Source organism: Halogranum gelatinilyticum (genome assembly GCF_900103715.1).
In the GTDB taxonomy this organism is placed as follows: Archaea; Halobacteriota; Halobacteria; order Halobacteriales; family Haloferacaceae; genus Halogranum; species Halogranum gelatinilyticum.
Genome location: NZ_FNHL01000001.1, coordinates 31,282 through 46,345, shown reverse-complemented (window position 1 = coordinate 46,345; position 15,064 = coordinate 31,282). Strand labels below are relative to the sequence as shown.

Annotated in this window: 14 protein-coding genes; 11 read left to right on the top strand and 3 right to left on the bottom strand. The window is 69.2% G+C overall.

Annotated elements, in window-relative coordinates; genetic code table 11:
• Positions 1-30 precede the first annotated feature (30 nt).
• The 8 genes from BLR57_RS00200 (at position 31) to BLR57_RS00165 (ending at position 7,547) form a co-directional block, all read left to right on the top strand.
• The gene (locus BLR57_RS00200) at positions 31-1,071 is read left to right on the top strand and encodes a DUF4129 domain-containing protein (RefSeq protein WP_170830527.1); all 1,041 of its coding nucleotides are present in this window, start codon (positions 31-33) and stop codon (positions 1,069-1,071) included.
• Positions 1,068-2,057 (top strand): DUF7269 family protein, encoded by a 990-nt coding sequence (locus BLR57_RS00195; RefSeq protein ID WP_089692954.1) that lies wholly within the window; start codon positions 1,068-1,070, stop codon positions 2,055-2,057. The genes BLR57_RS00200 and BLR57_RS00195 overlap by 4 nt, the downstream gene beginning before the upstream one ends.
• Entirely contained in the window at positions 2,054-3,340 is a 1,287-nt protein-coding gene (locus tag BLR57_RS00190; protein ID WP_089692952.1) for a DUF58 domain-containing protein, read from the top strand. Before BLR57_RS00195 ends, BLR57_RS00190 begins: the two co-directional genes overlap by 4 nt.
• Positions 3,337-4,881, top strand: a complete 1,545-nt coding sequence (locus BLR57_RS00185; protein WP_139173259.1) for a DUF7519 family protein — start codon at positions 3,337-3,339, stop codon at positions 4,879-4,881. The genes BLR57_RS00190 and BLR57_RS00185 overlap by 4 nt, the downstream gene beginning before the upstream one ends.
• Positions 4,882-4,908: 27 nt before the next feature.
• Complete coding sequence (locus BLR57_RS00180; protein ID WP_089692948.1) at positions 4,909-5,151, top strand: DUF8001 family protein; 243 nt, start codon at positions 4,909-4,911, stop codon at positions 5,149-5,151.
• Between the two features lie 123 nt (positions 5,152-5,274).
• Entirely contained in the window at positions 5,275-5,649 is a 375-nt protein-coding gene (locus BLR57_RS00175; RefSeq protein WP_089692946.1) for a helix-turn-helix domain-containing protein, read from the top strand.
• A gap of 123 nt (positions 5,650-5,772) precedes the next feature.
• Positions 5,773-7,080, top strand: coding sequence for a threonine synthase (gene thrC, locus BLR57_RS00170; RefSeq protein ID WP_089692944.1), 1,308 nt, complete (start codon positions 5,773-5,775; stop codon positions 7,078-7,080).
• A gap of 104 nt (positions 7,081-7,184) precedes the next feature.
• The gene (locus tag BLR57_RS00165; protein WP_089692942.1) at positions 7,185-7,547 is read left to right on the top strand and encodes a cell division protein ZapB; all 363 of its coding nucleotides are present in this window, start codon (positions 7,185-7,187) and stop codon (positions 7,545-7,547) included.
• Between the two features lie 37 nt (positions 7,548-7,584).
• On the opposite strand, the gene serA is transcribed toward BLR57_RS00165, so the two are convergent.
• Positions 7,585-9,180 (bottom strand): phosphoglycerate dehydrogenase, encoded by a 1,596-nt coding sequence (gene serA, locus BLR57_RS00160; protein WP_089692940.1) that lies wholly within the window; start codon positions 9,178-9,180, stop codon positions 7,585-7,587.
• Positions 9,181-9,341: 161 nt separating this feature from the next.
• Positions 9,342-11,381 (bottom strand): bacterio-opsin activator domain-containing protein, encoded by a 2,040-nt coding sequence (locus tag BLR57_RS00155; RefSeq protein ID WP_170830526.1) that lies wholly within the window; start codon positions 11,379-11,381, stop codon positions 9,342-9,344.
• Between the two features lie 237 nt (positions 11,382-11,618).
• On the opposite strand from BLR57_RS00155, the gene BLR57_RS00150 reads away from it, so the two are divergent.
• Complete coding sequence (locus tag BLR57_RS00150; protein WP_089692936.1) at positions 11,619-12,287, top strand: DUF7504 family protein; 669 nt, start codon at positions 11,619-11,621, stop codon at positions 12,285-12,287.
• Between the two features lie 28 nt (positions 12,288-12,315).
• On the opposite strand, the gene BLR57_RS00145 is transcribed toward BLR57_RS00150, so the two are convergent.
• Entirely contained in the window at positions 12,316-12,738 is a 423-nt protein-coding gene (locus BLR57_RS00145; protein WP_089692934.1) for a DUF7522 family protein, read from the bottom strand.
• Between the two features lie 190 nt (positions 12,739-12,928).
• Here BLR57_RS00145 and serB point away from each other — a divergent pair, with 190 nt between their 5' ends.
• Positions 12,929-13,579, top strand: a complete 651-nt coding sequence (serB, locus tag BLR57_RS00140) for a phosphoserine phosphatase SerB (RefSeq protein ID WP_089692932.1) — start codon at positions 12,929-12,931, stop codon at positions 13,577-13,579.
• A 115-nt stretch (positions 13,580-13,694) separates the two neighbouring features.
• Complete coding sequence (glmM, locus tag BLR57_RS00135) at positions 13,695-15,050, top strand: phosphoglucosamine mutase (RefSeq protein ID WP_089692930.1); 1,356 nt, start codon at positions 13,695-13,697, stop codon at positions 15,048-15,050.
• Positions 15,051-15,064: the final 14 nt, after the last annotated feature.

Here is a 15,064-nt window from a genome sequence, read left to right as displayed (position 1 = left end):
GATTTTAACCGATTGCGACGCAGCATGACCGTGGCTTACGACCCCGCTCGTGCCGCTCTCGCCCTCCTCTGTGTGCTGGTCGTCGCCTTCGCCGCGTCGCTGTTTCCCGCGACGGGCTTCGGGACCTATCCCACCAGCGCGGACGGTGGGGGCGGCCTCACAGACGCCCCGCTCGACGGCGCGTCCACGCCGTCGGACCCCGCACAGTTTACCAGTACCCCCACAGCGACACCGGAGCCGACGTCCGACGAGGCGACCGCGACGCCGACGCCCGAACCGACGACCGACGAGTCGACGCCAGCGGCCGGCTCGCAGGTTCGCACCGACGGTCTCGGTGACTTCCTCGTCGCGGTCCTCCTCGCGGGGACCGTGCTCGTCGTCGGCGGCGTCGGCTTCTTGCTCGTCCCGCTCGGCAACGAACTCACTGTCGCCGGTGTCGAACTACCAGCCCTTCAGGCCCGACTCCGTGGCGTCGTCGGCGCGGTCCCCCGCCGGACGATGACGTTCGTCGTCGGTCTCTCGGCGTCCGTTCCCGGCCTGCTCGACAGCCTCGGCAGTCTCACGACCGAAGTCGCGAGCAGCCTCGGCGTCGTCGCCGCCGGTGCAGGTCGCGCGGCACTCGGCTCCGTCCGACTGTTCACCGCTGGCTTCGCGGCCGCCTTCGTCTCGCTGCCCCGCGCGCTCGGCGGCGGTCTCTTCTCGATGGCTGGCAGCCTCTCGCGGGTCGGCGGCTCCTTCGGCCGCGGCCCTCGCGGTGACGGCGACACCGACGAGGGGACCGCCGGACGCGACACCCCGAGTCCAGAACCCGGGGACGACGCGCCCCCGAGCACGGTCCAGGAGGTCTGGGCCGCGATGGTCGAGGTCGTCCCGGTCCCCAACCGCCGGAGTGCGACCCCCCGCGACTACGCTCGGGCCGCCATCGACGCCGGCTTCCCCTCTACGGCGGTCGAACAGCTGACGACGACTTTCGAGGAGGTCCGGTACGGCGGTCGGCCGTCGACGGCAGACCGCCTGCGAGCCGCCCGCGCCGCGCTCCGCCGTATCCTCGACGGAGGTGACGGCGAGTGACTCTCGGTAGACTCCTCGGCCGCGGTGCTGGCCGCCTCACCGGCACGCTCGCTAACGTCTTCACGCGGCTCGTCGACCGCGCGAGCGACGCCCTCGGCTCCCGCGAGGCGGCACTCGCCCTCGGCTCGGTCTCGTTTCTCCTCGCGGTCCTCGTCGCCGCGCTCCCGGCGGCGTGGCTGCCACCGGCTGTCCCGCTCGCGGGCGACCTGCTCCTCGCCAACCGTCGCGCTATCTTCGTCGTCGGTGTCATCACGGGTATCGCCGGCGTCTGGTGGCTCTCCGAGCGTTCGGAGCCCGCCGACGACCCGGCCGTCACAATCCCCGACCGCCACCCCGAGTTCGCCTACTTCACCGAGGGCCGGGCGGTCGGCGAGGCCATCGACCGCGCGACGAGCGGCGAGGAGCTCGCACAGTGGGAGACGAACAAGTTCCGCCGTGAGACCTACGACTCGCTCTACGAAGCGGCCGTCGTCGCCATCAGCGAGGCCGAGAACTGCGCGCCGCAGCTCGCCCGGAACCGCCTTGCCGAGGGCACGTGGACGGACTCCCCGCGGGCAGCACGGTTCCTCGGCGACCAGAGCGAGACGCGACTCCCCCTGTCGGTTCGTATCCGCGACTGGGCCAGCGGCGAATCCTACCGGCGACACGTCCGCGACACCGTCGAGGCCATCACCGCCATCGACCCCGAGTATCGCGACGTCGGTGAGGACGTGACCCACACGACGGCCGACGCCGCGACCGACCGTCGAGCGCGCGAGGAGCGCGCCCCCCAGCCCGTACGCGAACGGTCGACGGCCACCGCCGCTGCCGACGACCGTCGGTGGGCACCTGGTGACGATGCCGACGACACGGACGACGAGTCCGACGACCGCGACGGTACCGTCGCCACCGACAGCACCGACGGTGCTGCCGAGGAGAGCGACGGGGACACCGACCGCATCACCGACCACGAGGTCGCCACTGGCGTGGGGGGTGACCGGCCGTGAGCACCGAGAACGAGCGTGACTCCGTCCGCTTCACCGGCGGCCCGGGTCGCTGGGACGTCGGACTCACTGTCGGACTCCTCGCCGGTGTCTCGGGGCTGGTCGTCGGCAATCCGGCGATGTTCCTCTCGGCCGCCGTCGGTCTCACGTACGCGGGCTACCGCTACGCCACCCGGCCGCCGGAACTCGACCTCGCGGTCGACCGGACGCTGAGCGAGACGTCACCCGCGCCCGGCTCGACCGTCGAAGTGACGCTCACCGTCACCAACGAGGGCGAGGGACCGGTCGCGGACCTCCGGGTCGTCGACGGCGTTCCCGAAAGGGTCGCCGTGGAGGACGGCAGTCCGCGGGTCTGTACGAGCCTCCGCGCGGGCGAGCGCGAGACGCTCACCTACACCGTCCGCGCCTCCCGCGGCAGCCACCAGTTCGACGAGACCGTCCTCGTCGCGCGCAACGTCAGCGGCGGCGCGGAGAAGCGACTCGCGGTCGAGGTGCCGACGACGCTCACCTGCGAGGCGGGCGTCGAACGGCTCTCGCTGGCGGCCCAGACCGTCGCCAGCAGCGGCCGCGTCTCGACCGACGTCGGCGGCCAGGGCCTGGAGTTCTACGCGACCCGGAAACACCATCCCTCGGACCCGATGAGCCGGATCGACTGGAAGCGCTACGCCCGGACGGGCGAGCTGACGACGGTCGAGTTCCGCCAGGAACGCGCCGCGACGGTCGTCCTCCTCGTCGACACCCGACCGCCGGCCCACGTCGTCCGCGAGGCGGGCGAACCCGACGCCGTCTGGCTCTCGGCGTACGCGGGCGAACGGCTCACCGAGGCCCTGCTCGACGCGAGCAACCGGGTCGGTGCGGCACTCTACGGTCCCGAGGAGGCGTATCTCGCTCCCGGCACCGGCCGCGACCAGGCACTCCGGGTCGGCCAGCTGTTCGAGACCATCGAGCCGCCAGCCGACGAGCCCGATATGTTCGGTGCCGACGACCAATGGGGCTTCGACAGCCTGCTCAAGCGGCTGCCGAGCGCGGCGCAGGTCGTCTTCCTCTCGCCGCTCGTCGACGACGAGCCGACGACGGCACTCAGACGGCTGCAGGCACACGGTCACAGCGTCACCGTCGTCACGCCGAACCTCTCGGGTGAGACGCTCGGCGGGACCGTCGCCCGACTGGAGCGCGCCCGGCGGTTCTCGGACCTCCGGCGACGCGAGATCCGCGTCGTCGAGTGGTCGCCGGACGAACCGCTCTACACTGCCGTCGACCGCGCCACGGCGAGGTGGTCGCCGTGACCCGCGAGTTCGAGACGGCCGCGACCCGGTTCGGTGCCTCGCTGGCACTCGGCGTCGCGGCGGTTGCGACCGTCGCACTCGTCGCCGGGACCGGCTCGCTCCTCCGCGGTCTCGTCGGCGTCGCGGGTGCGGTACTCGTCGGCCGGAGCGCGAACCTGCTCGACGGCGAGTCGAACCAACGGCGCGCCATCGGCAGCGTCGGCGTCGTCGTCGGCTCGGCGTTGCTCGTCGGTGCCGTCGTCGTCGCCGACACCGCCTCCGGTCTCGTCGCACTCGCCGGACTCGCCGTGATGGCGACGGCACTCGACGCGACGGGCGGACTCGACGAGGACACGGGCCGCGAGCTGTTCCGGGCGATTCTCGACTCGGGCGTGGTGCTCGCGGGCTTCGTCGCGCTCGCCGCCGCCGTCGCGACCGGTCTCGTCGCCGCGGTCGCACAGGGCGTCCTGTTCGCCGGCGAGACGCTGCTCGCACAGAACAGCTTCGTCCTTCTGCTGTCGGTGCAACTCGGCGTGTTGCTCGTCGTCCTCCTGCTCGCGCGGGCACTGCCCCGGTACGACGAGTGGCTGCCCGACGCGTGGCTGCCCGAGCAGCGGGCAGTGCTCGACCAGCTCGCGACCGAACTCTGGGAGGTCCCGCGGTGGGTCTGGCTCGCACTCGGCGGCCAGGTCGTCCTCGTCGGCACCGACTGGGCACCGCCGCTGGTCGAACGACTCCTCGGCCTGCTGTCGGTCTTCGGCGAGGCGATTCGGTTCCTCCTGCGTTCGGGTGTGTTGCATATTCCGCTGGCACTGCTCGTCACCCTGCTCGCCGGGACGGTTCTGGCCGACTACGTCCGTCACGCGGTCGTCGTCTGGGCGGGCGACGAGCCGCCGGAGACGCTCGCGAACGCGGGCGGCGGGCTGGTCGTCGGCGCCGTCGTCGGTCTCCTCACCGCGATTCCGCCGCTCGTGGCACTCGTCGTCTCGGGCTTCCACCCCGAGTCGTCGGCGGCGACGCTGAGCGCGGCCTTCGGTCTCGGCGCGACCACGCTCGGTACCGTCGTCGCCGCGCTCGTGGCCGTCCTCACGACCGTCGGGACCGCGCTGTGGCTGTCGGAGACGTCGTACGTCCCGGCCACCGCGGGCGGCTTCGCCATCGGCAGCGGCCTGCTGTTCGTGGCCGCGCTCGCCGGGACCGTCAGCGGCGTTCCGGCGTTCCTGACGTTCGTCGGCGTCGCCGCCGCGTTGCTCGTCTGGGATCTCGGCGAGAACGCCGTCGGTCTCGGCCACCAACTCGGCGTCGAGGCCGAGACGCGCCGCGGTGAGGTGGTTCACGCGACCGGCAGCCTGCTCGCCGTCGGCGTCGGTGTCGTCGTCGCGCTCGTCGCGATGTACGGTCTCGGCCCGCTGTCGGTGCCGTCGGGCGGCCGGGCCGCCCTCGCACTGGCACTCGCGCTCGTCTCGCTCGTCGCCTTCGTCGTCGCCATCGAGCGCGGCGACGGGAATGACGGCGAAGACAGTCGAAGGGGAGCCGACGGGGTCGCAGAAGGGCAGGAGTAATAGTCTCGGCTGCCGATTGCTCTGCCGATGGCCGAACCGCTACGTGTGAAGTCGGGTGAACTGTCCGCCGAGGAGATCCTCTCGGCACTCAGAGAGGGACGGCGCGTCGTCGTCGAGGCCGAGATGCTCGGCGGGGTCCACGAGGTGACGCTCCGCATGGACGACAACTTCTACTACTGTGACACGCCGACGACGCTCCACAAACACCCCGACGAGGACGGGATGCGTGCCTGTATCGACAAGATGGGATACGCCAAGCGCGAGGAGTGACACACGGAGGCGAGCCGCGTCGACGGAGTGGTGACGAACCGACGGCGGTGCCGTCCGGCGGCGAGGCGGCACGACGTGCGGGGAACGGGGAGTTTTAATCCCGGCCACTGCGAAGAGCCAGCCATGACCGACCGGCCGGATATGGAGGACCTCCTGCAGACCGAGGACCCCAGTTTCCAACACGTACTCGCCTGCGTCTTCGGCATTCAGGACCACGAGAGTCGGACGTATCTCGTCCTCCGCGACAACCCCGGCAGCACTGTCGCCGAGTTGGCCGAGAAACTCGAACGCGACCGCAGCAACGTCAACCGCTCGTTGACGACGCTGCTCGAAAAGGGGCTCGTCGAACGCCGCCGTCGCCTGCTCGACCCCGGCGGCTACGTCTACCAGTACACCGCGACCCCGCTCGACGAGGCGAAGGAACTGCTTCACGACGCCCTCGACGAGTGGGTCGAGACGGTCCACGCCCGTATCGAGGAGTTCGGCGGCGAAGAGTAGCCGACCCGTCCCTCTTGTCTCTCCCTGACTGTGACGAGCACCGGCGCAGCCGTCCCGGACGTCCCTCGCCAAATTTCCCCGAAACCGCCCCCCTTTTGGTCGCCGCCGCCAACGACCGAACCAATGAGTCTCGAACTGACGACGGAGTCGCCGACGGAACCGGCCGACGCCGTCGACGGCATCTGGCTGGAGTGCATCGAGTGCGGCGAGACGTTCGCCCCGTTCGACGACATCCGCTACACCTGCGACGACTGCGACGGCCTGCTCGAAGTCAGATATTCGAATCTGCCGACGTGGGACGACTTCGAGGGGACGGGCGTCTGGCGGTACTCCGCCGCGCTGCCGTTCGACGACGCCGTCACCATCCCCGAGGGTGACACGCCGCTGCACTACGTCCCCCGACTGGAGGAGGGCGTCGGCGTCAACCGCCTGCGCATCAAACACGAGGGGATGAATCCGACGGGGTCGTTCAAGGACCGAGGCATGACAGTCGGCGTCACCGTCGCCCGCGAACTCGGTGTCGACCGCCTCGCGTGTGCCTCGACGGGCAACACCTCCGCCGCGCTCGCCGCCTACGGCTCCCGCGCCGGACTGCAGACGCTCGTCCTCCTCCCCGAGGGCAAGGTCGCCGCCGGAAAGATCGCACAGGCCGCGCTCCACGATGCACGGATTCTGGAAGTCGCGGGCAACTTCGACGAGTGTCTCGACATCGTGCAGGACCTCGCCGCCCGCGGCGAGGCCTACCTGCTCAACTCGCTGAACCCCTTCCGGCTGGAGGGCCAGAAGACCATCGGCCTGGAGATCCTCGAAGAGTTCCACGCGGACCACGGCCGCTACCCTGACCGCATCGTCCTGCCCGTCGGCAACGCGGGCAACACCTCCGCGCTCTACAAGGCCTTCCGCGAACTCGTCCAGTCCGGCGCGCTCCACCCCCGCGACGTGCCGAAGCTGACCGGCGTGCAGGCCGAAGGCGCGGCCCCGATGGTCGAGGCCATCGAGAACGACGCCGACGAGGTCCGCCGCTGGGAGGAGGTCGAGACGAAGGCGACCGCCATCCGCATCGGCAACCCGGTCAACGCGCCGAAGGCGCTGCCCGGAATTCGCGAGACAGGCGGGACGGCCGTCGCCGTCTCCGACAAGGCCATCACCTCCGCCCAGCGCGCGCTGGCGAAGGAGGGCATCGGCGTCGAACCCGCCTCCGCCGCCTCCGTCGCGGGTCTCCAGAAACTCGTCAACAAGGGTGTCGTGAGCGAGGACGAGGACGTCGTCTGTCTCACGACCGGCCACCTGCTGAAGGACCCCGACGCGGCGTTCGAGGCCGGCAACAAGCCCGAGCCGGTGCCCAACGACACCGACAAAGTGCTCGCGCATCTCGAAGGCAAATCCGGCAGTGGTGCCTTCGGGAAGCTGAAGGGCCTGCTCGGCCGGTAGACGGCCGCACACGACACTCGCTTGACTCGTGACGCGCGCCGGCAGACGGGCGTCAGTTGCTCGTCTGACACATCCTTTTGCTGCTGTGGTACATCGTAGCACATATGCTCTCCAGTCGACTGCCGACGGGGACCGTGCGCCGCGACGACACGGAGGGGCGCACCTATCCACGAGAGAAGCGTGACAGACCACCCAGCGACGTAGACCGGACGGCTCATCCCCCCACTGCTGGGGGCGGCGTGAACGCCGACGGACTCCGTGCCGAGAACGAGGCACTCCGTCGACAGAACGAGCGGCTCCGAACCCGGCTCGACACCGAACGCGAGGACCGACAGGCCGTCATCGACCGCTACGAGGGCGTCGTCGCCGACGTCGAGGACCAGTCTACACCCCGCCGACGCCAAGACACCCCGTCCGGCCCGGTCGCGTCGCTCCTCGGACGGCTCCGCGGTCTGCTATCTCGGTAAAAAAAAAACTCCCTCTGCGGCTGTGGCTGTTTTGCGGTTACTCGTCGCCGTTGAGCGTGATGCGCTTGACGTCGGCGATACGCTCGTCGGCGAGCAGCTCCGCGACGACCTCGTCGGAGACGGCCGAGTCGAGGTTGTAGACGGTCAGTGCCTCGCCGTTGGTCTCGTTGGTCGAGCGGCGCGCGTTGAACATCCCGGCGATGTTGATGTCGTGGTCGCCGAGGACGGTCCCGATGAGGCCGATGACGCCCGGCTTGTCGTAGTTGCGGGCGACGAGCATGTGGCCGTGCGGGATGGCGTCGACGCGGTAGCCGTCGATGCGGACGATACGCGGGTCGTCACCGGCGAAGAGCGTCCCGCAGACGCCCAGCGAGTCCTCGTCGTTGCCGACGGTGACCGTGATGAGACTCTGGAAGTCGTCGGTCTGGCGGGTCTTCGTCTCCGTCACCTCGATGCCGCGCTCCTCGGCGATGCGCGGGGCGTTGACCGAGTTGACCTGCCACTCCAGCGGCTCGAAGACACCCTTCAGCGCGCTTGCGGTGACGAGTTCAATATCTTCAGCAGCGATGTCGCCCTCGTAGCGGACCTGGACCTCCGAGATGCGGCCGTCGAAGACCTGCGCGGCGACCTTGCCGGCGGTCTCGGCGAGACCGATGTAGGGGCGGATACGCGGGAACGCGCTCTCGTCGACCGAGGGCGCGTTGAGTGCGTTCATGACGGGCTCTTCCTTGAACGCGGCCGAGATCTGGTCGGCGATGCTCGTCGCGACGTTCTCCTGGGCCGCCGAGGTCGACGCACCGAGGTGGGGCGTGACGACGACGTCGTCGACGGCGAGAAGCGGGTTGTCGTCGTCGACCGGCTCGTCGGCGAAGACGTCGACTGCGGCGCCGTCGAGGACGCCGTCGTCGACGGCCTGTGCGAGGGCGGGCTCGTCGACGACGCCGCCGCGGGCACAGTTGACGAGGTAGCCGCTACCCATCGTCTCCAGCTCGTCGGTCGAGATCATGCCCTCGGTCTCGGGCGTCAGCGGCGTGTGGACGGTGAGGAAGTCCGCGCGTTCGAGACAAGTCTCGAACTCGACGAGTTCCGCGCCGAGCTGGTCGGCGCGCTCCTCGCTGATGTAGGGGTCGAACGCGACGAGGTCCATGCCGAGGTTGCCGAGCTTCTTGGCGACCTCCTGGCCGACGCGGCCGAGGCCGACGACGCCGAGGGTCTTGCCGTTGACCTCGGTCCCCAGATAGTCGGACTTCGCCCATTCGCCGTTCTTCAGGCGGGCGTGTGCCTGCGGGATGGAGCGGGCGGCGGCGAAGGCCATGGCGACCGTGTGCTCTGCCGCTGCACGGACGTTGCCCTCGGGGGCGTTGGCGACGATGACGCCGTGGTCGGTGGCGGCGTCGATGTCGATGTTGTCGACGCCGATACCGGCGCGGCCGACGATGACGAGGTTCGGCGCGGCCTCGAAGACCTCCTCCGTCACTTCCGTCCCGGAGCGGACGACGAGTGCGTTCGCGTCGGCGACGGCGTCCAACAGGGCGTCGCCCTCGACGTCGTAGGCTGTCTCTACCTCGTAGCCCGCATCACGCAGCCGTTCGAGCCCGGCGTCTGCGATGGGGTCCGTGACGAGTACCTTCATGATTCGTGTGAGCCATGCCCGGTGGTTAACGCTTTCTTCCTGTGCCGAACATGCCGCCTTTCGCGGTCAGTGCCACGGGTTCTATTCACATATGTGGGTAGTGTCAGCCTCGGTGGCGCGAAAACAGTCGGAATCGTGGATGGCCGTTCGCGGCTCGCCGCTCACTCGAACAGTTCGCCGAACACCTTCGACTCGGCGACCCGGAGATGCTGGAGGAACGTCGACCGCGAGATCCCCAGCGACTCGGCCACCTCGGCGGCCGACTGGAGCCGCGGCCGCTCGAAGTAGCCGCCGTAGTACGCCGTCCGCAGTGCCTGCAGCTGCCGTTCGGTCAGGTTCGCCGGCAGCGTCGGCTGGAGCTGCCACTCCCGCAGCCGGTCGACCTCGTGGTGTCGCCGGACGGTCAGGTCCGGCATCGACGCCCGGAGTTCCTCGGTGACGGCGTTGGCGTCGACGACCTGTGGGAACTCGACGACCAACTGCACCGAGCCGCGGTCGACCTGCTGGGAGCGGACGACGACGCCGCACTCCGTCAGCACCGTCGCCAGCGACGGCTCCTCGACCGACAGCCGGAGCCGGGGCGTCCGCTCGTCGTCGTCGAGGACGGCCCACTCCGTGACGCGGTCGTTCGCCTCGGCGTGCTCGACGAACGTCGCGGCGTCCGTCCCGTCCAACTCGACGAAGTAGACGACCCGGTCGTCCGCCTCCGGAACCACCGCCGAGACGTCGATGCGACAGCCGCTCGCGACCGACAGCTGTGCCAAGGGTGTCGTCGCGTCGTTACTCGCGAGGACGACCTGGACGACACGGTTGGCCGAGAGCGAGGCGCGCCGACCGATGACGTCGACCGCGCTGCCGAGCGACGCCGCCGTCTCCGTCAGGAGCCGCCGGTCCGTCTCGTCGAAGCCCTCCGGGTCGTCGGTGTAGACGACGAGGACCCCGTATGGGATCGTCCCGTGGGTGACCGGCAGGGCTGCGACGCCGGTGAAGCCGCGGGCGGCCGCCTCGGCCAGCCACGCCGCGTCGTCGTCTCCCGCCTGTCGCTCGTCGGAGCCGTCGGACTCGTCAGATTCGTCGGAGCCGTCGGAGCCGTCGGAGCCATCGTCGACCCCCGGCACGGCGACGAACTGGGGTTCGTTCGTCCGGAAGACGGTGTCGCTCGGTCCGTCGACGGTCTCGCCCGTTTCGCGGCGGCCGTCCAGATAGTCGTCGTCGTCACCGGCGGCCGCGCCGACCGCGACACTGTCGTCGGGCGACTGGCGGCCGACCCACACGAACCGGTAGCCGTCGGACTCGACGAGCCGCTCGACGAAGGCCGTCTCGACTTCGGTCCGCGAGGAGGCGTTGACGAGGATGTCTCTGACCTCCTGTGTGGCGTCGCGTTCGGCTTCGAGCAGCCGCTCGCGCTCCTTGCTCGCGGTGATGTCGGTGTAGTGGCCGTAGACCTCTCTCGTGCCGTCCGCCGTCTCGTCGACGAAGAGTCGTAGGTGGTACTCGCGGGGGCCGTCGACGGTCCACCGCGTCACCTCCGCGTCGCGCGTCCCGTCCAGGTCGACGTCCTCGGGCACTCCGAACAGCTCGTCGTCGTCACCGGCGGGCTTGAGATAGTCACCGAGCGGTTCGCCGACGATCTGGTCGGCGTCGTGGCCGAAGACGGCCTCGAAGGCAGGATTGACCGTCCGGACGACGAGATCAGGCCCGTGGGCGACGACGACGGGGTCGGGGACCCGCTCGAACAGCCGTTCGAACCGGTGGTCGCCCTCGTCGGCCGCCTGCCGTGCGTCGACGCGCTCGACCGCCTGGGTGATTCGCGTCGCCAACTCGTCGCCCTGGTCGGTCCGCGGGTCCTTCACGAAGTAGCCCGTCGCCCCCGCGGCGGTCGCCTCGCTCGCGACGCTCTCGCTGCCGGTCGCGGTCGCGAGGATGAACGGCAGGTCGGGGTCGGTCTCGCGGACGGTCGACAGGAAGGACAGCCCGTCGCCGCCGGGCATCCGGTAGTCGCAGACGACGCAGTCGAACGACTCGGGGGCGAACAGCGCTCGTGCGTCGACGACGCTGTTCGCCGTCGTCACGCTGAACGCGTCGTCGACCCCTTCGAGGAGCCGCGCCACGAGGGTTACCCACTCGTTGTCGTCGTCGACGAGAAGCACCCTGATACTCGTGTCCGTCTGTCCACGTTGGCTCCCCACTCTCTCTGCCATGTCAGTTGTTCTCGTTTTCCGGTCGTTCTGCCTGGCTAAAAATTCAACGCCTGTCGGGTGTTCGAATCTGAAGATATCGGGCGAAGCACGGCCCATGACAGCTGTTTGTCTCGTTCAGTCGACTGTTCTCTCTCCCGGGAACGACGGCGTCTCCGCCCGTCCGTTCCGTCGATCCTTTCCCTGTCTCCGCTACCGTGTGGCGGGGGTTGAAATAGGGGAGGACCATACAATCGACTCATGCAGCCTCGGAGGGTCGACGGTGGTGCTGAGACACTCCCGTTCGACGAACTGGACCCTGGGACGAACGTGCTCGTCACCGGCCCGGTGATGACCGGGAAACGTCGCCTCATGCACGCGCTGCTCGCGCAGGACTCGCCGAACGAACGCGGAACGATCGTCGTCACGACCCGGAAAGACGCGACGCGGACGGTTCGGGACTTCGAACGGGTCGCCGGAACCGTCGACGACGACCGTCTCGCTATCGTCGACTGCGTCGGCGACAGCCGCGGCTTCGGCCGTCGCCGACCCACCTCGAACGTCCAACACGTCTCGGACCCCGGCGACCTCACGGGTATCGGAATCGGCGTCACGAAGTTCATGCGTCGGTACTACGACGAGGGGACCGGTGCCCGACTCGGGCTCCACTCGCTGTCGACGATGCTGATGTACTCCGACCTCCGGCGGGTCTTCCAGTTCCTCCACGTGATGACCGGCCGCATCAGCTCTTCGGGCTTCGTCGGCGTCTTCACGCTCGACGATACCGTGCCGGACAACGCCGACGTGAGCATCCTCCGACAGCCCTTCGACGCGCTGGTCGAGGTGCGGGAGACACCGGAGGGACAACGAGAAGTACGGACCCGCGGCGCGGATATCGGACCACGGCACTGGACGCCGGTCGACTACTGAGTCGCTCTTTCTCTCTCTCGTCTACTGGCTACTCCAACTCGTCGAGTGCCGCCCCGACGAACGGGGAGTCGCCGCGGTCGAACGTCGCCACGACGCCCGTCCACTCGCCGGTCGGATAGCAGGCGACGACGACGTCGTCGAACCACCGGAGCGTCGCGTGCAACGAGCCGAAATCCGACAGCTCCTGCTCTTCGGGCGGGTCGCTGAGTCCCTTCATGACGAGCGTCTTCACCTGCTCCTCGAACGCCTCGTCGTCGAGGTCCGTGCCCACGTCGTCACGCGTGTAGAGCACCGTGTGTTCGTCGCCATCGTACCGCACCACGAGCCGCAGGCTGTCGTCGGACTGCGTCCGCAGCGTCTCGACGAACGCCGACAGCGGGGTCTCGCTCGTCGCGGTGGCGACTTCCTCGTCGAGCGCGTCTTCGACCTCACGCCGTGCCTCGGAATCCATACAGGTCCCACATCGGGCTTCGATAAATAACTGGCCGAACCGGTCGGCACGGTCAGTGGATGCCAAGCGGTCCCTCGGTGGGTCAGTCAGTGAATCCCACAGGGGTCAGTCAGTGAACTCCTCGGTGGGTCCACCGGTGAAACCTGACCGCTTCAGGTGGTTTCAAATCGGCCGAGAGTGAGTTTGAGATGTGAAACTCATCGCCTTCGACTTCGACGGGACGCTCTCGGACTCGGAGATGACCGTGCTGCTCGGCGAACGCATGGACGTCGCCGACGAGATGGCCGACATCACCGAGCGCGCCATGAACGACGAGATCAGCTACGCCGACAGCCTCCGCAAGCGCGCCTCGCTCCTGGAAGGACTCGAAGAAGAGGTGGCCGAAGAGGCGTACGGAGAAGTCGAACTTCGCCCCGGCGCGGCCGACGTCATCGAACGGCTCAACGACTACGGCCACCACACCGCTATCCTCACCGGCGGCTTCGACCGCGGCGTCGAGCGCGCACTCGAAGCCGAGGGGGTCGACGTCGACCACATCGTCTCGAACCGCCTGCCCGTGAAGGGCGGTCGACTCACCGGCGGCGTCGAGGGGCCGCTCATCGAGGGGACGAAAGACCGTGAACTCGAAGCCCTCGCCGACGAACTCGACGTCGAGATGGCGCACACGGTCGCCATCGGCGACGGCGCGAACGACCTGCCGATGCTGGAGGTCGCCGGACTCTCGGTCGGCTTCAGCCCGAAGCCCGCCGTCGAACCCGCCTGCGACACGGTCGTCCACTCGATGCACGCGCTGGCCGATCTCTTCGAAGAACGGAACATCCTCCGCGCGGACGACGAGTAGCCCCTCGCGAGTATCGACCTTGCCACGACCATCCCCCTTTTTCGCCTGTGTGATTCCACCACGGAGCCTCCGACGTTCGGAACGGCTTTGATGCCGCGCCCTCCATGACCCGGTAATGAAGCTATTCGGGTCGAGCGGGACACGCGGGGTAGCGGGTGAACAGCTCACCCCGGAGTTCGTTCTCCGCGTCGCGAAGGCCGCCGGGACCGTCTGGGACGAAGACCGCGTCGTCGTCGCCCGCGACACGCGGACCACCGGCGAGATGTTTACGAACGCCGCCGCCAGCGGTCTCGCTAGCGTCGGCGTCGACGTCGACCGCCTCGGCGTCTCGCCGACGCCCGCGGTCGTCCGCTACTGCGACGTCGAGAACGTCCCCGCCGTCCTCATCACGGCCTCGCACAACCCGCCGGAGTACAACGGCGTCAAACTCGTCGGTGCCGACGGGGTCGAACTCCCCGTCCCCCGTCTGGAGCGCGTCGAAGAACACATCCTCGCCGAGACGTTCGACGTGGCCGAGTGGGACGAAGTGGGAGAAACCCGCCGCGTCGAGTCGGCCAACCGCGACTACGTCGACGAGATGCTCGCCACCGTCGACCGCGAGAAGATCGCCGACGCGAACCTCACCGTCGCACTCGACCCCGGCCACGGCGCGGGCGCGCTGACCAGCCCCGACTTCTACCGCGAACTCGGCTGTGACGTCGTCACCCTCAACGCCCAGCCCGACGGCCACTTCCCGGGCCGCGAACCCGAACCCGTGCGAAAGAATCTCGGCGACCTCGGCCGACTCGTCCGCGCGACCGACGCCGACGTCGGCATCGCCCACGACGGCGACGCCGACCGCGCCATCTTCTTCGACGAACACGGCGAATACATCCAGGGCGACACCTCGCTGGCCGCACTCGCCGCGGCACATCTCGACGAGGGCGACACGACGGTCGCCGCCGTCAACGTCTCCCAACGGCTCGTCGACGTCTGCGACGACGTCGGCGCGACCCTGGAACTGACGCCCATCGGCTCGACGAACATCATCACCCGCATCCGCGAGCTGTGGGCCGAGGGTGCGACCGTCCCCGTCGCCGGCGAGGGCAACGGCGGCATCTTCTTCCCCGACTACCGGCTCGTCCGCGACGGCGCGTTCATCGGCGCGAAGTTCCTCGAACTGCTCGCCGACCGCCCCGCGAGCGAGGTCGCCGCCCCCTACACCGACTACCACAACGTCCGGGTCAACCTGACCTACGAGACCGAAGCCGAACTCGACGCGATGCTCGGGGCGGCCGAGGAGTACGCGCGCTCGGCCGACGCCGAACCGAACACGAAGGACGGCTACCGCCTCGATTACGGTGACGCCTGGGTGCTCGTCCGACCGAGCGGCACCGAGCCGAAAGTCCGCATCTACGCCGAGGCTCGTGACGAGTCGCGCGCGCAGGACCTCGCCGACGGCGTTCGTGAGGCACTCGAAGCCGCACGGTAGTCGCGCCGCGAAAA